The following is a 20,730-nucleotide window of genomic DNA, read 5'->3' on the forward strand; positions in this document are numbered from 1 at the left end:
GCCGCGGCGCCGGTCAGGCATCCGGGGAGGACGGCGACGACCGATCGTGGCTGGCCAGGTACCGCTCGGTTCTGCGATCGGGCACCAGCCAGATCAGCGCCACCACGGTGTAGGCGGCGAGCGCGATCGCCGGGATGCCGAGCAACGCGGCACCGATGCCGACCAGATAGATCACCGGTGAAAGTCTGCCTTTCCAATCGCGACCCACTGCTTCGGCGAGCGCGCCACCCTTTCCCTGCTGCCGAATCAGGGTGTGCTGGAGCACCCAGTAGGCGATTGCCGCGCAGACGAGATTGATTCCGTATACGACGACGGGCACCTGCACGAATCCTGTCTCATCCATCCAGCGCGTGCTGAACGGCACCAACGAGAGCCAGAACAGCAGGTGCAGGTTGGCCCAGAGCACGGCCCCGTTCACCGTGCCGACCAGCTGCATCATGTGGTGGTGGTTGTTCCAATAGATGCCGATGTAGACGAAGCTGAGAAGGTAGCTCAGAAGCGTAGGCAGGCTCTGCGACAGCGCCTCCCACGTCGCTCCGTTTGGAACGCGCAACTCCAAGACCATGATCGTGATGATGATGGCCAGCACGCCATCGCTGAACGCTTCGAGTCTGTTCTTGGTCATGCCGCCCTCGATCCACGCTCTATGCTGCTCAGACGTAAGCAGCATAGAGCGTTGGGGCGTCAAGCGCGGAGGCGCCAAGCGCCGGAGCGGTGACCTCCTCAGCCTCGGCGGGTGCGACGTCGGCGGGTGATCAGGATTCCCGCTCCGGCGAGCAAAGCAAGGATTCCGAAGAGGAACGGAGTCGCATCCACCGATGAGCCGGTGTCTGCCAGGCCGGACGCCTTCGCCACGGTGGTTGCGGGGGCAACCGCCGACGACGGCACACCGACGGCCGGTGGCATCGTCACAGGGTTGGCCGGTGTCAATGGGGCCAGTCGTGGCCCGACACTGAATGCAACATCCATGATGTTCTGCACGTTGGGCGCTGTCACCGTGGTCAGACACTGGTAAGGCGCGTCGGCCGCAGCCGGCACCCCGTCGGTGTTCGGGTTACCCAGGTAAACCTGGCAGGTGGCGGAGGTGTTGCGCGTTCCGTCAGCGTTGTATCCGTTGACTGCGGCGCCTTTGATCCAGTACGGGCTGGGCACCTTGTTCTGGGTGATCCGGTAGCTGAAGGAACCCTGCGAGATCGCGCCGCCCGACACCGCGGGATCGGCCTGATGCTCGATCGTGGACCAGGAGGTCGAACCATTCGGAGCGAGTGTGCGTGCCGCCGGTGTAGAGGCCTGTGTGATCGGCCCGCTGGCATCTGCCGGCATGTCGAAGGCTCCGTCTGCCAGTCCCACCGACTGGCCGGAAACGGCGCTGTCCGTGGTCGAGACGACCGCATTGATACCGGATGCCGTGAGCAGCTGCGCGCCTGAATGCGGCAGAGGCTGCGACTTTATCGTCTTCTCGGACTGCCCGTCCTTTTCAGGGAAGTTCGCTGCAATGTTGGGCAGGAGATAATATCTGCCGTCCTTTTGCATCAGAACGTTACCGACGACATGCACCAGAATCGGTGTCTGTTCCAGCCAGACGCGGGTCCATGGTGGGGCCGTGACATCCGTCTCGCTCGTGTAGGTCGTCGAGTCGGTGATCGCGATCGAATAGTTCAATTCCACAGAAAACTCGAACACCTCGATCAATACCTTTGAAGCCAGCTTGATGCCGAGGGTGTTGGTGACCGAGTGTGTTGATGACACCGTCAGCTTCTGTGTCTGGTCGTGATCTGTCTGGTTGTTGAGTATGCTTTTTTGATCGTTGGGGCTGACCGGTCCGGGCACACGTGTCACTGTGGAGAGGCTCGTGTCGCAATCATCGGGTGCATCACCGCAGTGCTGGAGCAGTTCGCTGAGCTGGATCGGTGCGGTGACGGTCGTGATCGGTGCCGCCGAGATCGTGTAAGTAGTCTGCCAGTTTTCGGGCCTTGGGCCCGGTCTGTATTGGTCCATAGGGCATTTGAACGGCGAGAATTTGGCCGGACTCGGCGCGGCCTGCCCGTTGGCCGGGACTGGGTTCTGGTCGTAGAAATCGCACCAGGCATTATGCCAGGTATCCGCAAACACTTGAGTGGTCCCCTCCACCCAGAATGGTGTCGCCACTCCGTCGAGCAGGATGCGGTAGACGAAGATTACGCGCGCCCTGCCCTTGTCGACCACGTCGTCGCCCTCACCGGACCGCAGGAGTGCATCCATGTGAACGCTGCTGTTGGCAGCAACTGCGGTGCTCCCGCCGACTTTGTTGCCTGCATTCACCTCCCAGTACCCGTTGTCCAGAGACACGCGACCGGTGGTCTTCACCGTGCTTTGCGCCTCGGCGACGATGTTGTTGCTCACCGTGAAGTCCACCTTGGCCGTCGGATACCCCTGCCGGTTTGGTGGATCAACCATTTGCGCGTCCGTGTGGCAGCTGTACGGCACGGTCCCTGTTACTGGCTGTCCGCCATGGTCATGCATGCCACCCGTAGTGAGCTGGCAGAATGTATACGGAGAAGGCACCTGGTTATGGAACTCCACACCGGCATACAATTGCACCCAATAGTTGGTGGGCTGGCCATCCATCAGAGCGATCCGATAGCTCACGCTTATGCTCGGTGTAGTCCGCGCATCCCCCCAAACGTAGGTCGTTGTAGCGCTGTAGGGCACCGTGCTTGTCCCTAACACGTCAGGAGCGGGGTGGTTCGGGTCGAAAGCGTACATTCCATCTCGTAGCTCGAGCTTGTTCGAGCCGATCGTCCCTTGAACCGTCAAAGGGGCGGACGGGTTGGCCACAAGCTGCGACTCAGCCGCCGACATGCGCTGCTGCGACTCGTTCCGGCTCGAAGTAGCCCCGCCCGCAGGGATAGTTGTTGCGGTCGGCGCCGGGGTTGCGGTCGGTGCCGGGACCGCGGTCAGCGTGGGCGTCGGCGTCGGAGTGCCCGTCGCCGTCGGGGATGCGCTCGGTGTCGGTGCCGTCACAGCCTGCGCACCGCCGTCCTGGCTCGTGGACGCCGCAGCAGTCGCCGCAGGGGTAGCACTCGACGTGGCTGCATCCGCCGCGGAGGGGACGATCACCGCCCCGAACAGAGATAGGGCGCCGATCAGGGCCGTAGCACCCCAGATTGTCCTGTTTTTCACCGCTGCAACACTTCCATCTGCTGAGCCATCCTCAATATTGATATTCCTTTGCAGCGTAAGCCTGGCTTGGACCTCGCAAAAATAGACCTAGGTCGCCTCTTGGTTTCTTCTTGCGGACATCGCGCACCGGCCGCCCGCGGTTGTCGAAGGCGCAGTGCGCAAGGCGTAGTGCGCAAGACGCAGTGCGACAGTGCGCGACGCAGTGCGCAAAGATAGAGAGTGTGACCGAAACACTTCATGACACGCGGATTCTGCATGACAAAGAGCACCGCGGATTCGCTTCTGACAATTACGCGGGTGTGCACCCTGAGGTGCTCGCCGCGATCGCTGCCGCCAACGGCGGCCACCAGATCGCGTACGGGGAGGACGTCTACACGCAGCACTTACAGCGGGTGTTCGCCGAGCACTTCGGCGAGGGCATTCAGGCGTTCCCGGTGTTCAACGGCACCGGCGCGAACGTGGTCGGCCTGCAGTCGATGCTGCCGCGCTGGGGAGCCGTCGTGTGCGCGTCCACGGCTCACATCAACACGGATGAGAACGCTGCGCCCGAGCGGGTCGGCGGGCTGAAACTGCTCACCGTCGATGCTCCGGACGGCAAGCTCACGCCCGAACTGATCGACCGACAGGCGTGGGGCTGGGGCGATGAGCACCGCGCGCAGCCGCTGGCCGTTTCGATCACGCAGACCACCGAGCTCGGCACCTGCTACACAACAGCCGAGATCGGGGCGATCGCCGATCACGCGCACTCTCTCGGCATGAAACTGCATGTCGACGGCGCCCGCATCGCCAACGCAGCCGCGACGCTTGGTGCTCCGCTGCGCGAGTTCACGACGGATGCCGGTGTCGATGTTCTCAGCTTCGGCGGCACGAAGAATGGACTGCTGTTCGGCGAAGTAGTGCTCATTCTCAACCCGGATGCCGCGGAGGGCTTGCCCTATCTGCGCAAGCTGAACATGCAGCTGGCCTCGAAGATGCGCTTCGTCTCCGCGCAGTTGATCGCCCTCCTCGAAGGCGACCTGTGGCTTCGCAGCGCACAGCATGCGAACGCAATGGCGAGCCGCCTGAGGGGCGCGCTCGAAGCATCCGTCGCATCCGGATCGGTCGTCGGTCTCGGCTTCAGCCAGGCGACGCAAGCCAACGGGGTGTTCGCCATGCTGCCGGATGGCGTCGCAGACACGCTGCGCGAAAGCTTCCGCTTCTACGACTGGGATGCCGCACGAAACGAAGTGCGCTGGATGTGCTCGTGGGACACCACGGAAGCCGACATCGACGCGTTCGTCGCCGCGATTCAGCGGGAGCTTGCCGCGTAGGGCAGCGTGCTTTGTAGGCTGTGCGTATGGCCGCCATTACGTTCGTTCAGCATGACATAGTCGCCCGGGTGCCGGAATTGACCAACCCGACGTCGATCATCGAGGTCCCGCTGACGGTGCGCGTCGACCCGTTGACGGGCCACACGTCCCGGATCATCACCGGCACCAAGCTTGCACCAGAGACGCGCCCGGACCTGTCGAGTCTGACCGCCGCGCCTGCGTTCTGCCCGTTCTGTGCGGACAGGATCGAGACGGCAACCGGCACGTTCGACCGATCAATCACCGACGAAGGCCGCATTCGGCGAGGCACAGCCGTTGTCGTGCCCAACGTGATGGCGTACTCAGAGTTCTCGTCCGTCGGCCTCTACGACACCGCGTCGCACTTTCTTGATCTGCCCGAACTCACGCCCGGGCGGGTCGGCGATTTGCTGGAAGCCTTCACCGTCTACACCGCAGGGTTGCACGGGCTGCGGCCGATGTGGTCGTCGGTCAACGCAAACTACCTGCCGCCGGCGGGCAGCTCGCTGATCCACCCGCACGGCCAGTCGGCCCACGATGACATCGGCACGACCACCCAGCGCAACCTGGTTCAGCTTTCGGCGGCCTGGCAGGGCTCCGGATCGTATTGGGATTCCCTGCTCGCGCAGGAAGACGGCGGCGACCGCTGGATCGGTCGGCGAGGCAGAGTTTCCGTCCTGACACCGTGGGCGCCGATCGGCTTCCACGAGGTTTGGGCCGTCGTCGACGGCGCTCACGACATCACCGACCTCACCGCGGACGACTGTGCGGATCTCGGATTCGCGCTGTCGAGCGTGTTCCAGACCTACTACTCGCTGAACCTCACCTCGTTCAACTGGGCGATGTACGGCGGCGGACCCACCCCGTCTGATCGCTACTCACTGCTGTTACGCGTCGTCAGCCGGTCAAACGCAGAACCCATGTATCGCAGCGATGTCACCTACTTCGAGCGCCTCCACGCAGAAGCCATGATCGACCTGTCCCCCGAGGCAATGGCGGCGGACGTGCGTGCGCACTTCGCCGCGTAGCGGTACGCGCGGTCGCGAGCGAGAAAGTCCTGGAAAGGATTTCGTCAGGTCGGAATAGATTCAGCTTGCATGCGTTTGCATGTAGTGGCAACGGCGCCGCCACCGAAAGTTCCGACCAAACAGTTCTAATTCAACAAGGAGGCAGCGAATGTCGCTTGCTACCGCTCCATTCACGGCGCTCACGACCGCGCCGTCCAAGACCGCACCGTCCAAGACCGCCCTGACCGCCCCATCCAAGACCGCACAGACCAGCACCCCGATCGACGAGGTGCTGGCCGAACGCTGGAGCCCGCGCTCCTACGATGCGTCGGCACCGCTGGACGAGAAGAAGCTGCTCGCCGCGCTCGAAGCTGCGCGCTGGGCGCCGTCCGCCGGCAACTCGCAGCCGTCTCGATTCATCGTCGCGCGTCGCGGCAGCAGCGCGTTCGACACCATCGTCGCGAACCTGATGGGCTTCAACCAGGTGTGGACGACCTCCGCCGGCGCTTTGATCGTCGGCGTTGCCGAGGTGACGGATGCCGATGGCAAGCCCCGCCCGTGGGCCAAGTACGACCTGGGCCAGGCTCTCGCCCACCTGTCGGTGCAGGCGCATCACGACGGCTTGCACGTGCACCAGATGGGCGGATTCGACGCGGAAGGCGTGCGCGCCGCCTTCGCGATCGACGAGCGCTTCGAACCCGTCTCGGTCGCTGCGATCGGCGTGCTCGCGTCCGCAGACGCGTTGCCCGAGCCGCTACGCGAGCGTGAGAATGCGCCGCGCACTCGCCTGCCGCTGTCGGAGTTGGTGCTCCTGAGCGTGTAGCGTGGTCTGTTGGTCGAGCGCCGTTGGTCGAGTAACGAGCGCCAGCGAGTGTATCGAGACCTCGCGGCGGGGGTCTCGATACGCTCGTTCCTCGCTACTCGACCAACGGGTCTCGATACGGCAGCTCCTTCGTCGCGGCCTACTCAACCACCGGTAGGTCGGGGTCTCGATACGCGTACTCGCTGCGCTCCTGCGCTACTCGACCAGCGATGGTCGCGCGCGCGGCCTGAGCCGAGCGCACGACCTCGACGAGCGGTGCGAACAGCGGATGCTCCGCCTCCAGCGCCGTGACTTCGCTCACGAAGTCTGCCGCCTGCTTCGTGCGTAGCAGTGTGCCGAGTTCCTGGCTCTGCGCGTCATCCGGCACGTCGAAGCGCAACACGGCCGCGATCGCCTCCAACAGCGCAACCGGCGTCGAGCCGTGCTCCGCGAGTTCGGCGGCGGGACCGATGAACCGGTCATAGCGCCCGAGTTTGCGCAACGGCTCGCGCCCGACGCGTTCGACGGCGTCGTGCAGATGCACGTTCTCGAACCGGGCGAGGATCTTTTCCCGGTATGCAGCCAGCTCCGCAGGATCGAGTCCGTGCTTGGTGACGAGCGCGAGTGAGGTTTCCTTCAGAACTCGGGATGCGACATCTCGCACGGTGTCGATCGCCATCGCGTCGGCGATCGTCGGCGCACCGGCCAGAAACCCGGTGTACGCCACCGTCGCGTGCCCGGTGTTCACGGTGTAGAGCTTGCGCTCGACGTACGGCACCAGATCATCCACGAAGGTCACGCCCTCGATGGCAGGCGGATGCCCGGCAAACGGCGTGCGATCCACGACCCATTCAAAGAATTCCTCGACCATCACGTCGATACCGCCACCCGCCGGTTGCGCAGGCACGATCCGGTCGACGGCCGTGTTCGCGAACACGGCGCGGGGGGCGATGGCCGCCCACTCGTCCGGTGTGCTCGCACTGCGCACGGCCGCCGCCAGGGTGTTGGTCGCGCCGACGGCGTTTTCGCACGCCATCACGGCCAGCGGCGCGGCGTCGGCAGGGCGCCGCACGAGCGCCGCCGCGATCGCAGGGGCGACGAATGGCAGGATGCGCACGCCGACCGCCGTCGTCACGATGTCAGCGGTCGCGATCTCAGCGACGAGCGCGTCGGCATCCGTTTGGCTGTTGATCGCCCGAAAATTCGTGACGACCTGCTCGCTGGTTCGTTCGCCGACTGAGCGCACGACGTAACTGTCAGCCGCCGCCAACGAGTCGATGAGTTCGGCGTTCACATCGGCGAAGACGATTTCGTACCCTGATTCGTGCAGCAACAAGCCGACGAACCCCCGGCCGATATTGCCTGCGCCGAAGTGAACGGCCTTCATTCTGCGTTGACCTCCGAGAGCTGCCGGTACAACGCTGCGGCATCGGGGGCATCGATCAGCCGAGCCACGTCGTCCTCGTCGGAGAAGACGATCGCGATCTTCGACAGGATGTCGAGGTGCTCGTTGTTGAGGCCTGCGATGCCGACCGCGAAGCGCACCTCTTCCCCGCCCCAATCGATCGGATTCTCGTAGCGCACAAGCGACAAGGCGGAGCGCACGATCGAGTCCTTTGCGTCGTTCGTGCCGTGCGGGATCGCGAGGAAGTTGCCCATGTACGTCGACACCGTGGCTTCGCGGGCCAGCATCGCGTCGAGGTAGTCGGGCCGCACAGCCCCCGCGTCGACGAGTAGCTGGCCCGCCTCGCGGATGGCGTCGTCCCGCGTGGTGGCGGACCCCGCCGCCACCACGCTCGATTCACTCAGAATCTCGGTCATTGTTACCCTGCTGTCTCTTCCTCTTTTGCCGAGACGAGGTCGACGACCTCGTCGTAGCGCGGACTGTTCATGAAGTTGTCGACAGACACATGTTGGGCCGACGGCGTCTTCGCGCGCGCCCGGTCGGTCAGCTCACGCTGCGTGATGACCAGGTCGACGTTGTCCTCCAGATTAGCGATCGCCTTGTTCGTGACGGTAACGCCTTCGATGCCTGCCTTCTTGATCTTGTTGCGAAGAACGGATGCGCCCATTGCGCTGGAACCCATTCCGGCATCGCAGGCGAACACGATGTTGCGCACCAGTCGCCTGGTCCCATCGCCTTGCGCGTCGCTTTCGCCGGAGAGTCCCTCATGCACGAGACCGCCGAGCACCGAGCTCTCCTTGCCCTTGTTCGCCTCGGTTTGCGCGACGGCGGCGGCCAGGTCGCCGGTCTCGCCCTTGGCCAGGTCGCGCCTGCGGCTGGCGCGCAGGATCACGGAGCCGATGAGGAATGAGACTGTCGCAGCGCCGAGCACCGAAAGGATCACCCCGACGTAACTGCCTGGAGCGGTCATGGCCAGAATCGCGAAGATACTTCCCGGCGACGCCGGTGCCCGCAGTCCGGTCGCGAACGCGACGTTGATCGCAACACCGGTCATGCCGCCGCCGATCGCGGCCAGCACCATGATCGGCTTCATCAGCACGAACGGGAAGTAGATTTCGTGGATGCCGCCGAGGAACTCGATGATGATCGCGCCGGGTGCGCTCGCCTTGGCGATGCCGATGCCGAACAGGGAGTATGCGACCAGGATGCCGAGGCCGGGGCCGGGGTTCGCTTCGAGCAGGAACAGGATCGACTTGCCCGTTTGCTGCGCCTGCTCAACGCCGAGCGGCGTCAAGACGCCGTGGTTGATGGCGTTATTGAGGAACAGCACCTTGCCGGGCTCGATCAGAATACTGGCCAGGGGCAGCAAGTGGTTGATGACGAGCCAGTTCACGGCGTTGCCGAGGCCTGCGCTGATCCATTCGACCAGCGGGGCGATTCCGAAGAACGCGCCGATCGAAAGCAGACCGCCCAGGATTCCTGCCGAGAAGTTGTCGACGAGCATCTCGAATCCGGGCTTGATCTTGCCGTCCCAGATGCTGTCGACCTTCTTCATCAGCCAGGCACTGAGCGGGCCGAGGATCATGGCGCCGATGAACATCGGGATGTCACTGCCGACGATCACACCCATGGTCGCGATCGTGGCGACGACGCCGCCTCGCACGCCGTAGATCATGCGGCCGCCGGTATTGGCGATGAGCAACGGCAACAGGTAGGTGATCATCGGGCCGACAAGACCGACGTACTGGGTGAACGTGTGACCGCTCGGGTCCTGCGCCAAGACCGTCGCCGCGCCGTGCCAGCCGATCTGGCTGACATCGCCGAAACCGCCGAGGATGCCGCTGGGCAACCATCCGGTGGCGATGAAGAACGCCGTGATCAACCCCCACGCAATGAATGCGGGGATGTTGGGCATGACCATGCCGCTGAGGAAGGTGCCGAAGCGTTGAACGCGAAGCCGGGCACTTCCCTGCTGTTTCACGGTAGACGTCGTCGTCATGAGACTGCTCCATTCTGTGCTGTGTGAGGGGTAGTTGCTGTGTTGGAGGTAGTTGCTGTGATTGATGAAGATGCTGTGATTGCGGTGGCTGTTGTAGTGGCTGCCGTTGTTGCGCTCGCCGTCGCGTGTTGATCGGCGAGGGTCTGGGCTGCCGCCCTCGCCTCAGCGCCACCGTCCGCGGCGAGGGCCGCCGACGCCAGCGCGCGGGCGTCGGCAATGGTGAACTTCTTCAGGATGGCGCGAACATCCGCCAACGCCGCGGGCGACATCGACAACGTCTGCACGCCAAGACCCACGAGCACGACAGCCAGGAGCGGATCTGCTGCCGCCTCGCCGCAGACACCCACGGGCTTGCCACTCGCGGCTCCGGCGGCGCCGACCTCCTGGATCAGTCGCAGGACCGCCGGATGCCACGGGTCCTGATAGTGCGCCACCGAGCCGAGCAATCGGTCAGCGGCAAGCGTGTACTGGGTCAGGTCGTTCGTGCCGATCGATGCAAAATCGGTCTGGGCGAGGATGCGATCTGCGATCAAAGCGGCGGAGGGCACCTCGATCATGACGCCGGCGGTCTTGATTCCATATTCGCGGGCGAGCGCGGTGAAGTACGAGGCTTCATCGACGGTCGCAACCATCGGGGCCATGACCCACAGGTCTGCGTCCGTCGCAGCGTCGGCTGCCGCGAGCGCAGTCAGTTGCTCGCGCAGAATGTCTTCACTGTCGCGCAACGCCCGCAACCCGCGAACACCGAGCGCGGGGTTCTCCTCGTGGGTGTCGTTCAAGAATTCGAGCGGCTTGTCCGCCCCGGCATCCAGCACCCGCACGACGACCTTCTTGCCGCCAAACGCGGCAAGAAGCCTGCGGTAGTGCTCTTGCTGTTCATCGACAGTCGGCGCGAGTCGCGCATCAAGGAAGAGGAACTCGGTGCGGAAGAGGCCTACGCCCTCGGCCCCAGCGGCGAGCGCTGCCTCGGCGCCCGTTGCCGATCCGAGGTTGGCGAGCAGAGGAACCCGCGTGCCATCGGCCAGCGCGCCCGGGTCGGCGGGCGCGGCGAGCAGTGCTGCACGCTCATCGATGCGACGCTGCGCGGTCGCGAGCTGCGCGGCATCCGGAGCAATCGTCACGGTGCCGGATGCGGCATCCACGATCAGTTGATCTCCAGTACGGATGCTGTCGGCCCCGATCGCTGCGACGATCGCGACGATGGACTTCTCGCGGGCGAGGATGGCCGTGTGGGACGTCGGCCCACCCTCGGTGGTGACGACGGCGAGCACCTTGCTGAGATCGAGGAGAACGGTTTCGGCCGGAGCGAGATCTCGGGCGACGAGAATGAACGGTGTTTCAGAGGCAGGAAGACCAGGCGCAGCCACTCCAGTGAGTTCAGCCACCACGCGTTGTGAGAGGTCGTCGAGGTCGCCTGCGCGTTCGGCCAGGTAACCACCAAAGCCGGTGAGTGTCTCGCGGAACGCCGCGAACGCCTCGAAGACCGCACGCTCGGCCGTTTTGCCGTCGTCAAGCCGAGTGTTGACCTCGCTCGCGAGCATCTCGTCTTCGACGATCATCGCCTGCGCTTCGAGCACATCGGCGGCGACTCCGGAAACTCGCTCGGCACGCTCGTTCAGCACTGCGGCGACGACCGCGGTCGCAGCGAGCACGCGTGCGCGCTCCTCATCGGCGGTGCGGGTCGAGCGTTCGTCGACGGGCTCGGGCAGCGGATCGGCGCCGCGCAACACCGGGCCGATAGCGATACCCTGCCCGACGCCGGAGCCGATCAGCGTGTGCGTGTCGAGGGGCAGTTCGGTTGTCACGTCAGACATTGTCATGATCCGTGACGAGCACTTCTGTGAGATCGTCGAGAACGGATGCCGCTCCCTCTGCATCCGAGGTGAGCGTGACGTAGTCGCCGTGATCGATTCCGAGCGAAATGACGCCGAGAATGCTCGACGCGCTCACCGGCTTGCCTGAACCCTTCGCGATGGTGACAGGGATGCCGGCAGCCGCGACGGCTTGCACGAACAGTTTGGCCGGCCGGGCGTGCAGCCCGTGGCTGGACCCGATTCGGATGGTGCGTTCGATCATTGTGTTCTCCTCGGTGCTGGGTGGTCAGGCTCTGCGTCTGGATGTCGGTCGTGTGGATGTCGGTCGAATGTCGGTCGAATGTGGTCAGCTGGTGGGAGCGCCGGCCGCGGCCAGGGCGAGGTCGAGTGCCGTGTCACCGTCGCGCGAGGTGATGACCTGTTCGGGGAGTAGCACCGCGGCAGCACCCGCGCGGCGGACTCGGTCTGCGAGCGCGTCGAATTCAGTGGCCAGGTGTGGGCCGACCAGCACGACATCGGCATCGGCTGCCAGGGCGTCGAGTTCCGTTGTGCTAGAAGCCGCAGCTGACGCCGTGATTCCGCGTGCCGCCGCCGCCTTACGAAGCCACAAAGCGACGAATGAGCTTGATGCGCCAGCACCGCACACAACGAGCACTCGCATGGTCTTGCCCTCCGACTGGATCCCGTTCGAGGCCTTTCTCGAGCGTTACCCCATACTCGGCCACGACGCTTCGTGCCGCCAGCAGGGTTTCTTCCGGCCCCCAGGAAGACCAGCCGGAACCCCTGGCAGCTTTGCCGCGTCGATGCTTGACTACAAGCACGCTCCCGCCCGTGCGGTGGCGTGACCCGTCATGGCTGCAGGGAGGCGAAGTGATTCGGGGCAGGCAGGCCAAGATGCTCGACATGCTTTCGCACGCCCGCGACTGGACCACCGCCGCCGACTTGGCGGACCAGGTCGGGGTGACGCCGCGCAGCATCCGCAGCTATGTCGGTGAGTTGAAGGAGGCATCGGCTCCCCTCGATCTCATCGAATCCTCCAGCAGCGGCTACCGGCTCCACCCCGACGCGTACGCGCAGTTCCTCGAGCGCGAACGGGTGGGCGACGGCGTCGCCCTGACGCCCGCGGAACGCCTGTCACAGTTGCTGCGTCGGCTTCTGGATGAACCGACGCCGCTGGATATCTACGCGGAAGCAGACGCAGCGTTCCTCAGTGAATCGACGATCGAGTCCGACCTGACACGAGCGCGCACCCGGTTGACCGGCACTGGCCTGACGATCGTGCGACGTGGGAGCGAGATCTCGCTCGAGGGAAGCGAACTCGACCGGCGCCGGCTGCTGAGTCAGCTCTACCGGGAAGACGCGGAACGCGGCCTCATTGTGCTCACCCGGGTACAGAACGAATTCGGGCTCACCGGCTTGACCGAGTTCAAATCCGAGCTCCTGGCAGCACTGGATGCCCGCGGCTATTTCGTCAACGAGTACGGCATCAACGATGTTCTGCTGCACGTGGCGATCGCCCTCGACCGGGTCGGCAGAGGTCAACACCTGGCCGCACCGACTGCCCCAGTCATCGACGCTGTCGCCCGAACCGTCGCAACCTTGGATGCGCTGATCCCGCGGCACTTCGACGCGACCCTCGATGAAGCCGAACTGCAGTACCTCGCCATCCTGCTCGCGACGCGTGTCGTGACGCCAGGCAAGGAGGACGGCGGCGATCCAATCGAGAACTACCTTGCCCCCGAGGTCATGGCGACCGTTCGCGGGATCGTCGCGGACGCATCCGATGAATATTTGGTCGACCTGCGCGACACCGCCTTCACGGTTCGGCTTGCGCTGCACGTGCAGAACCTGCTCACCCGCGCGGGAGAGAACAACTATTCACGCAACCCGCTGACACGGTCGATCAAGACGTCGTATCCGCTGATCTACGAATTGGCGGTGTATATCGCTTCACGTTTGCAACGCGCTGCAGGGATTATCGTCACGGACGACGAGATCGCCTACATTGCCATGCACGTCGGAGCGTATCTCGAGCAGCAGTCCCGCCGCGCGGATGCCGCAACGTGCACTCTGGTCTGCCCCGGCTATTACGATATGCACCGGCTGCTGCGGGACCGCATCCTGAACGTGTTCGGCCAGGATCTCGAGGTGACAACCGTGATCACCGACCCGGACACCGACTGGGCCCGGTCGGACACAGATCTGGTTCTCACGACCATCCCGCCCGCTGCGCCACGGGAGAACATCCTGGTCATCCAGCCATTTCTGACGGATGGCGATGTCGAGCGGGTGCGAGCCGCGATCGCGCGCATCCGTCGCGGGCGTCGACGCGGAGCGATCAAGCGTGAACTTCTGCGCTTCTTCGATGCGTCGCGCTTTCTGCGCAACTTCTACGCAAGCGACGAGTTCGCGATGATCCGCACGCTCGGTGATCGCATGATCGACGCCGGGCTGATCGATTCGGTCTACGTCGATGGCGCTGTCGAACGCGAGCGGATGTCTTCCACGGCGTTCACGGACAGCCTGGCCGTTCCGCACGCGATGGCGATGACGGCTAACGAGACGGCGATTGCGATCGTGCTCAACGAGCGCGCCATGGACTGGGGCGAGTCCCGGGTGAATGTGATCGCTTTCGTGGCGTTCAACGCGGAGGAGCGCCACAGCTTTCAGGCGGTCTTCGAACAGTTCGTCGAGGTGTTCAGCGACCGGGATGCCGTTGGGCAGCTGATCACCCGCTCCGTGGACTTCCCGTCATTCATTGACGAACTCGTGCGGATGATCGACAGCTGACCCCACCCCCACCCCCGGTCCCTGCCCTTCGCGACCGCCGCCCTTCGGCAAGCTCAGGGACCGCGGAGTTTTCGGTCCCTGAGCGGAGCCGAAGGTCGAGCAGTCGTATTACTCGGTGCGACTGAAAACGGTGCGGTCGAAGACGGTGCGGCCGCCGACCTGCACGATCCCATCCGGCCCGAGCCGCGTGCTGATCCGCGACCCGCGACCCTGCGTGATCTCGAGGTTGCGACCGAGCCGCTCTGTGATGCGCACCGCAGCTGCGCCCGTTGCCTCGTCTTCGACGATGCCCATCCCGGGCGCGAACATGCGCGATCGAAGGTGGCCGGCATCCTCATTGACCCACGCGTACGCGTAATGATGGCCTTGAACATAGCGGGCCGGGTCGAGTGCGTTGACTTCGTCCACTGTCGCGCATTCGATCCATTCGAACTCCGGCGCCCAGGATGCTCGCCCCGAGATCCAGGTGAGGTCCCCGTCGTACTGCACGGCGACCTCGCCCGCCGCCTCGGCGAGCACGTTGACGGGTGTGCCCTGTTCGCGCAGCCACCACGCCGTGCCGACGCTCGGGTGGCCGGCGAACGGCAGCTCGGTGGCCGGAGTGAAGATGCGAATGCGAGCGACGCCGCGTTCCACGTCGTCGATGAAGACCGTCTCGCTGAATCCGAGCGCGGCCGCCACACTCTGCTCTCGGCCCTCGGTCTGCTCGCTCGCCGACACGATCCCGAGCTCGTTCCCGAGCTGGCCTTCTGCCGTCGTGAACACCCGAACAACCTCGACCTGCACGTCGTCTTTCATCCGCACATTCTGCCAGCATGCCCCACCTGGGTCGAGGGTCAGGTTGCCAGCCCACGCAGGCGCGGCAAAATCTCCTCACCGTATAGGCGCAGGAACCGCTCTTGGTCCGGCCCGGGCGCGTGGAAAACGAGGTGGGTGAAGCCGAGATCGATATACCGCGAAATGGCGGCGACGTGCTCATCGGGATCGCTGGAGACGATGAAGCGGCTCGCCGCGCGCTCGATCGGTAACGCGTCGGCGAGCCGCTGCAGCTGAACGGGATCCTCGATGCCGGTCTTCTCCTCGGGCGTGAGCGCCAACGCACCCCAGAAGTGCGTGTCGTGAAGCGCACGCTCAGCGTCGTGGTCGAAGGAGACCTTGACCTCCATGAGCATGTCGACGTCCGCACTGTCGCGGCCTGCCTTCTCAATGCCTTCGCGCACCGCGGGCAGCAGCGTGTCAGAGTACAGGCTGGGGGCCTTGCCACTGGTGGTGATGAAGCCATCGCCGCGCCGGCCCGCGAGCCGGGTCGCCGAAGGACCGGACCCGGCTATGTACAGCGGCACCGGCGATTCCGGGCGGTCGTAGATCGTAGCCCGCTGAGTGGAGTAATAGGCTCCGTCGAAGTCCACGCGATCCTCAGTCCACAGCTGTCTGATCAGTTCGATCGCTTCCTTCAGCCGGGCAAATCGTTCCTTGGGCTCGGGCCAAGCGATGTTCAGCGGCGACTCGTTCATCGACTCTCCGGAACCGATGCCGAGAATCACGCGCCCAGGAAAGAGGCACCCGAGGGTGGCGAATGCCTGCGCGATGACCGCGGGATGATATCGGAACGTCGGCGTCAGCACGCTGGTACCGATCACGATGTGCTCAGTCGACGCGCCGAGCACGCCGAGCCAGGGCAGCGCGGCAGGTGCATGCCCGCCGTCGTGCCGCCATGGTTGCAGATGGTCGCTGGTGAACACCGAATCGAAGCCGATCTTCTCCGCGAGCACCGAGTACTTCAGGAGTTCGGTCGGCCCGAACTGCTCCGCCGAAGCCTTGTAACCGAATCTGAGCATGTTCGTCCCGCCTTTCAATCGTTACCCGTCGCGGTGCTGCCGGTCGAGCTCCGGCTTGTCACCGACCACGAAGGCGGACGTCGATCCGCGAACGACGCCATCCCCTCGACCGCCTCCGCGCTGGTGAACAACGCTGCCGATTCCCGCGTCGACGCCCGGATTGCCGCCGCCATGTCGATCTCATGTGCGGCCCGGAACAGCTGTTTGGTGCGCGCCTGTGCTCGTGGCGCGGCCGCGGTCAACCGTGCCACCGCTTCCCGCATCCCTGTGCTCCTCGGTGCATCGTCGATCGCTGTGACGAGCCCGAGCCGATGCGCGACGTCGGTTCCGAAGGTGTCACCGGAAAGCAACAACGGCAGGATTCCCGGTTGCGCTATCACCGGCAGCGTGACCGCCATGACCAGGGCGGGCGCCACCCCGACCCTCACCTCCGAGTATGCGAAGGTCGAGTCGGCGGAGGCGATGACGACGTCGGCGCACGCCAGCATGCCCATGCCGCCTCCGCGAACGGCACCGTCGACCGCGATGACGAGCGGCTTCGGATAGTTCCAGAGCGCCAAGAATAGTTCGCCGAGAAGGCGCGAATGCGAATCGTCATCGGGGCCGAGTGCACGACGTTCCCGCAGGTCGACGCCTGAGCAGAACGTCGTTCCGGTGTGGCTGAGCACGATTCCTCGGGAATCCCCTGCAGCACTGACTTCGACACTCTGCGCAATTTGTGAGAGAAGCTGCAGCGACAGGGCGTTCCGATTCGCGTCGGACGCCAGCACGAGCGCGTCGAATCCACCGTAACGTTCCGACTGCAACACCTCGGTCATCGCCGGCTCTCCCCGGGGATGATCGCGCCGTCCGCACTGTAATCGTAGAAGCCGTGACCGGTCTTCTTGCCGAGACGGCCCTCCGCCACCAGTTTTTCGAGTATTTTCGGCGCAGCGTACTGCGGCAGGTCCGATCGTTCGCGCATGCTGCGTAGGTTGTTCAACCGTGCGTCCAGCCCAACCAGATCCGCCAGCTCAAGCGGACCCATCGGATGCCCATAGCCCAGCCGCATCGCTTTGTCGATGTCTGCAGCCGACGCGACGCCGTCTTCGACCATGTGCATTGCCTCCGTTCCGAGCAGCAAGCCCAGGCGAGACGTGATGAATCCGGGCACGTCGCGCACGACGACCGGGTCTTTGCCTAACGCCGCGGCGAACTCGACCGCGTCGTTCAGCGTCGTGGAACTGGAACTGTCTGCCACCACGATCTCGACAAGCGCCATCCGATGGGCCGGATTGAAGAAGTGCATGCCGATCACACGCTCGGACCCGCCGCAGGCCTGCGCCAACTGTGAGACGCTCATGGTCGACGTGTTGCTGAGGATCAGGGTGTTCGATCGCACCGCGGATGCCAGCCGCCGGTAGATGTCGAGCTTGAGTTCTGCGATCTCCGGTACAGCTTCTATCACCACGTCGGCGACGGCAACGGCGGATTCGAGGTCGGAGGTCAGCGTCAGGCCGCGCGGCATGGCTGCAGCGGTGCCACTGATTCGCTGCATCCGGCGGGCGATGGTGGCGCGTGCCCGCTCGAGCGCGCCCGCATCGACGTCGACGACGGTTGTCGCCCGGCCGGCTGTCAGCGTGGCCGTTGCGATCCCCTGGCCCATGGTGCCGCCGCCGATGACGACGACCGTACCCTCGACGAGGGTACCCGCTTCGTCTGTACCCGCTTCGTCTGGCGCGCTCACGAGTCGCGTTCCTGCGCATACTCCTGGGCATACTCCTGGGCATACTCCTGGCGTAGCGCGTTGCGGTTGACCTTGCCGGTGGACGTTCTGGGCAGTGCGGTGACGTAGGACACGGTGCGAGGGTATGCGTATGCGCCGACTTTCGCTCTCACCTGGCCCTGCAACTGCGCGGTGAGCGCATCCGAGCCGTCTTGACCTGCGGCGAGCGTGACGTAGACCTTGACGGCCTGGCCGCGGATGGGATCGGGCACCCCGATCGCCGCGCACTCGGTGACGGCCGGGTTCAACAGGACGGCCGCTTCGACCTCGGCCGGGCCGATCCGATAGCCTCCGCTCTTGATCAGGTCATCGCTTCGCCCGTCGAAATAGATCTGCTGACGCTCGTCGATGCGGCCCACGTCCCCGGTCAGAAGCCAGCCACGCTGGATCTTCTTCGCCGTCGCTTCCGGCGCGTTCCAGTAACGCAGCATGCACACGGGGTCATCGGCGCGCACTGCGATCTGCCCCGCCACCCCGGGTGGGCACTCGTTCAAGTCCGAATCGAGGATCGCAACCCGGTGACCCGGATACGCGCGGCCGAGGCATCCGCGTTCGAGAGCGCCCAGCACGGCCGAGTGCCCGATCAGGGAGTTCGCTTCGGTCTGGCCGAAAGCATTGTTGACGCTGATGCCCAGTTCCGCCGTCGCCCAATCCATCAGTTCCGGCTCCACCGCTTCCGCGCCCAGTACGAGGCTGCGCAGTCGAAGCGTTGTCGCGACTTGCCTGGTCAACAGCCCTGAGCGGCGCAGCATTCGCAACGCGGTCGGCGGGAAGAGTCCGACAGACACTCCGGCCTCGCGGAGAATGCCGATCAGTCGCTCCGGGTCGAAATGCGTGTCTCGGAATGCGACGACCGTGAGCCCGCGGGCTAAGGGCACCAGGAGTCCGAGCAGTAGACCACCGGCCCATGCCCAGTCGACCGGGCTGTACGCAACGTCTTCCGAACGCACATGGTCAAGCGCAAGATCGATGGCGTGGTGGCCGAGCAGAACGCGGTGACCGTGCAGAACACCCTTCGAGCTGCCGGTCGTGCCCGAGGTGTACAAGAGGAGGCCCGGCGTGTCGGGCCCGGTCGCCGCGAAGCCGCTCACTCCGCCCGACACGGATGCGATCAGCCCGTCCATGGACGGGATCTCAGCGGTTCCCTGTGCCGACATGACCTCTGTCGAGGTCATCTGGGTCGAGATCGCGACCGCGCCGGCTGCTTGGACCATCGTGAGCTCGACTGCGGTGCCCGCACAGACGACGACCCGCGGCGTGCTGTCTTCCAAGCGATGGCGCAACGCGTCTTCACCGAGTGCATTGGAGATCGGCACGACGATGGCCCCGATCCGCAACACCGCCAGCACGGCGATCGCCATCTGAGCACTTTGCGAGAGCTTGACCGCGACCCGGTCGCCGTCGCTAACCCCGAGACCCTGCAACGCGGCTCCAAACCGAGCCGAAAGTGCGTTCAGGTCGCCGAAGCTCAACTCACTTCGGCTCTCACCGTCGATCGTGATCAGCGCCGTCTTCGCCGGATCAGCCCGAAGGCAGTCTGCTGCGATGTTGTAGTCGGTGACGACGGGCAAGGCGAACGCACTCTGCGCCTGCTCCCACGACATCGTCTCCGGATGAGCCAACTCCGTCAACCCGATCATCGTGACCGCTGCCCTTCGTGAAGCCGAGCAATGAACTCGGCGGAGAAACCCAACTCTTCGAGCACTTGAGAGGTATGCTCGCCCAGCCCAGGCGGCGGCAGCCGCACCTCTCCTGGAGTGCCCGAAAGGTGCACGGGAACACCGGTGACCTTCAGCGGCCCCGTATGGTGCTCGACCTCGACGACCATCCGATTGTGAATCACCTGGGGGTCGGCGAAAACGTCGTCGTAGTCGTTCACCGGGCCGACGATCACATCGTGCGCCCACAGCCGCTCCAGCGCCTCGTCGCGCGGCAACGCGATCAGGAATGCGGCGATGATCGCATCCAGCTCGCCACGATGGGCAACGCGGTCATCATTCGTTACGAAGCGTGGATCGGCGACGAGATCGGGCCGGGCGAGCGCCGCGCAGAGGTTGCGGAAGAACTTGTCGTTGTAGCACGCGACATGCACCCAGCGCCCGTCGGAGCATTCGAACGCGTTGTACGGTGCGTACCAGCCGATGCTGTTGCCTGTGCGCGGTTGTTGCGTTCCGAGCAGGAAGTATTGACCCGTATATGGAGCCTGGATGTGGATGAGTCCGTCGATCAAAGAGACATCGACCTGCTGGCCGGCACCGGTACGCTCACGCGCCCACAGCGCAGACATCGCACCGAATGCCGCCAGGAGGGACGCCACGGCGTCGCCCACTGGTGGTCCCGCCTTCAATGGGCCACCGCCAGGCAACCCTGTGACAGCCATCAGGCCGCTGAGCGCCTGAGCAACGGGGTCAATGCCGGGCCGACCGGCGTATGGCCCGTCTGCACCGAACGACGAGAGCGACACAGAGACGATCCGTGGGTTCTGTGCGCTGAGCGTCTCGTGGTCGAGGCCGAGTTTCGCCCGCGCGGCCGGCCGCAGGTTGTCCACGACGACATCCGCCCACTGCACGAGCGCGGCCAGCACGTCTTTGCCCTGGTCGCTGCGCAGGTCGAGGGCAACACTGCGCTTGTTGCGGTTGACGCCGACGAAGACGCCGCTCTCTGTGCCTTTCCGCGGGCCGATTCGTCTCGTTTCGTCACCGTTCGGTGGTTCGAGCTTGATCACATCCGCCCCCATGTCGCCCAGGAGCGTCGCGCAATACGGGCCTGCCATCATCGACGCGGCGTCTAGCACATGGATGCCTTCGAGCGCTGTCATTC

18 protein-coding genes are annotated in these 20,730 nt (G+C 64.8%); 4 read left to right on the top strand and 14 right to left on the bottom strand.

Features of this window, described 5'->3' with window-relative positions:
• Positions 1–13: 13 nt before the first annotated feature.
• Together QU604_RS20685 and QU604_RS20690 are read right to left on the bottom strand one after the other, a co-directional pair.
• Positions 14–625 (bottom strand): TMEM175 family protein, encoded by a 612-nt coding sequence (locus tag QU604_RS20685; RefSeq protein WP_308466486.1) that lies wholly within the window; start codon positions 623–625, stop codon positions 14–16.
• A gap of 98 nt (positions 626–723) precedes the next feature.
• The gene (locus QU604_RS20690) at positions 724–3,162 is read right to left on the bottom strand and encodes an LPXTG cell wall anchor domain-containing protein (protein WP_308466487.1); all 2,439 of its coding nucleotides are present in this window, start codon (positions 3,160–3,162) and stop codon (positions 724–726) included.
• 221 nt (positions 3,163–3,383) lie between these two features.
• Here QU604_RS20690 and QU604_RS20695 point away from each other — a divergent pair, with 221 nt between their 5' ends.
• The 3 genes from QU604_RS20695 to QU604_RS20705 all read left to right on the top strand — a co-directional run bounded on the left by QU604_RS20695 (position 3,384) and on the right by QU604_RS20705 (position 6,320).
• The gene (locus QU604_RS20695; RefSeq protein ID WP_308466488.1) at positions 3,384–4,472 is read left to right on the top strand and encodes a threonine aldolase family protein; all 1,089 of its coding nucleotides are present in this window, start codon (positions 3,384–3,386) and stop codon (positions 4,470–4,472) included.
• 26 nt (positions 4,473–4,498) lie between these two features.
• Entirely contained in the window at positions 4,499–5,518 is a 1,020-nt protein-coding gene (locus QU604_RS20700; protein ID WP_308466489.1) for a hypothetical protein, read from the top strand.
• A gap of 148 nt (positions 5,519–5,666) precedes the next feature.
• A complete protein-coding gene (locus QU604_RS20705; protein WP_308466490.1) occupies positions 5,667–6,320 on the top strand; it encodes a nitroreductase family protein in 654 nt (217 codons plus the stop codon).
• A gap of 139 nt (positions 6,321–6,459) precedes the next feature.
• On the opposite strand, the gene QU604_RS20710 is transcribed toward QU604_RS20705, so the two are convergent.
• The 6 genes from QU604_RS20710 to QU604_RS20735 form a co-directional block, all read right to left on the bottom strand.
• The gene (locus tag QU604_RS20710) at positions 6,460–7,686 is read right to left on the bottom strand and encodes a mannitol-1-phosphate 5-dehydrogenase (protein WP_308466491.1); all 1,227 of its coding nucleotides are present in this window, start codon (positions 7,684–7,686) and stop codon (positions 6,460–6,462) included.
• Positions 7,683–8,120, bottom strand: coding sequence for a PTS mannitol transporter subunit IIA (locus QU604_RS20715; RefSeq protein WP_308466492.1), 438 nt, complete (start codon positions 8,118–8,120; stop codon positions 7,683–7,685). The genes QU604_RS20710 and QU604_RS20715 overlap by 4 nt, the downstream gene beginning before the upstream one ends.
• A gap of 2 nt (positions 8,121–8,122) precedes the next feature.
• The gene (locus QU604_RS20720; protein WP_308466493.1) at positions 8,123–9,703 is read right to left on the bottom strand and encodes a PTS mannitol transporter subunit IIBC; all 1,581 of its coding nucleotides are present in this window, start codon (positions 9,701–9,703) and stop codon (positions 8,123–8,125) included.
• Positions 9,700–11,517, bottom strand: a complete 1,818-nt coding sequence (gene ptsP, locus QU604_RS20725) for a phosphoenolpyruvate--protein phosphotransferase (protein WP_308466494.1) — start codon at positions 11,515–11,517, stop codon at positions 9,700–9,702. Before ptsP ends, QU604_RS20720 begins: the two co-directional genes overlap by 4 nt.
• Positions 11,510–11,779: an HPr family phosphocarrier protein gene (locus tag QU604_RS20730; protein ID WP_308466495.1), complete on the bottom strand. Its 270-nt coding sequence runs from the start codon at positions 11,777–11,779 to the stop codon at positions 11,510–11,512. The genes ptsP and QU604_RS20730 overlap by 8 nt, the downstream gene beginning before the upstream one ends.
• A gap of 84 nt (positions 11,780–11,863) precedes the next feature.
• A complete protein-coding gene (locus QU604_RS20735) occupies positions 11,864–12,178 on the bottom strand; it encodes a PTS sugar transporter subunit IIB (RefSeq protein ID WP_308466496.1) in 315 nt (104 codons plus the stop codon).
• Positions 12,179–12,387: 209 nt separating this feature from the next.
• Here QU604_RS20735 and QU604_RS20740 point away from each other — a divergent pair, with 209 nt between their 5' ends.
• On the top strand, positions 12,388–14,307 hold the full coding sequence (locus tag QU604_RS20740) for a BglG family transcription antiterminator (RefSeq protein WP_308466497.1): 1,920 nt from the start codon (positions 12,388–12,390) through the stop codon (positions 14,305–14,307).
• Positions 14,308–14,415: 108 nt separating this feature from the next.
• Here QU604_RS20740 and QU604_RS20745 read toward each other — a convergent pair whose 3' ends face one another.
• The 6 genes from QU604_RS20745 to QU604_RS20770 are packed head-to-tail and all read right to left on the bottom strand — an operon-like array spanning position 14,416 to position 20,728.
• Positions 14,416–15,105, bottom strand: coding sequence for a PhzF family protein (locus QU604_RS20745; protein ID WP_308466498.1), 690 nt, complete (start codon positions 15,103–15,105; stop codon positions 14,416–14,418).
• 38 nt (positions 15,106–15,143) lie between these two features.
• A complete protein-coding gene (gene fgd, locus QU604_RS20750; protein WP_308466499.1) occupies positions 15,144–16,145 on the bottom strand; it encodes a glucose-6-phosphate dehydrogenase (coenzyme-F420) in 1,002 nt (333 codons plus the stop codon).
• 14 nt (positions 16,146–16,159) lie between these two features.
• Positions 16,160–16,963 carry an enoyl-CoA hydratase-related protein gene (locus QU604_RS20755; RefSeq protein ID WP_308466500.1) on the bottom strand — a complete coding sequence of 268 codons (804 nt, stop codon included), beginning with the start codon at positions 16,961–16,963 and terminating at the stop codon, positions 16,160–16,162.
• Positions 16,960–17,871 carry a 3-hydroxyacyl-CoA dehydrogenase family protein gene (locus QU604_RS20760; protein ID WP_308466501.1) on the bottom strand — a complete coding sequence of 304 codons (912 nt, stop codon included), beginning with the start codon at positions 17,869–17,871 and terminating at the stop codon, positions 16,960–16,962. Before QU604_RS20760 ends, QU604_RS20755 begins: the two co-directional genes overlap by 4 nt.
• On the bottom strand, positions 17,868–19,541 hold the full coding sequence (locus QU604_RS20765) for an acetate--CoA ligase (RefSeq protein WP_308466502.1): 1,674 nt from the start codon (positions 19,539–19,541) through the stop codon (positions 17,868–17,870). Before QU604_RS20765 ends, QU604_RS20760 begins: the two co-directional genes overlap by 4 nt.
• Positions 19,542–19,546: 5 nt before the next feature.
• A complete protein-coding gene (locus QU604_RS20770) occupies positions 19,547–20,728 on the bottom strand; it encodes a CaiB/BaiF CoA transferase family protein (protein ID WP_308466503.1) in 1,182 nt (393 codons plus the stop codon).
• Positions 20,729–20,730: the final 2 nt, after the last annotated feature.

The organism is Rathayibacter sp. SW19, assembly GCF_030866825.1.
Taxonomy (GTDB): Bacteria; Actinomycetota; Actinomycetes; order Actinomycetales; family Microbacteriaceae; genus Rathayibacter_A; species Rathayibacter_A soli.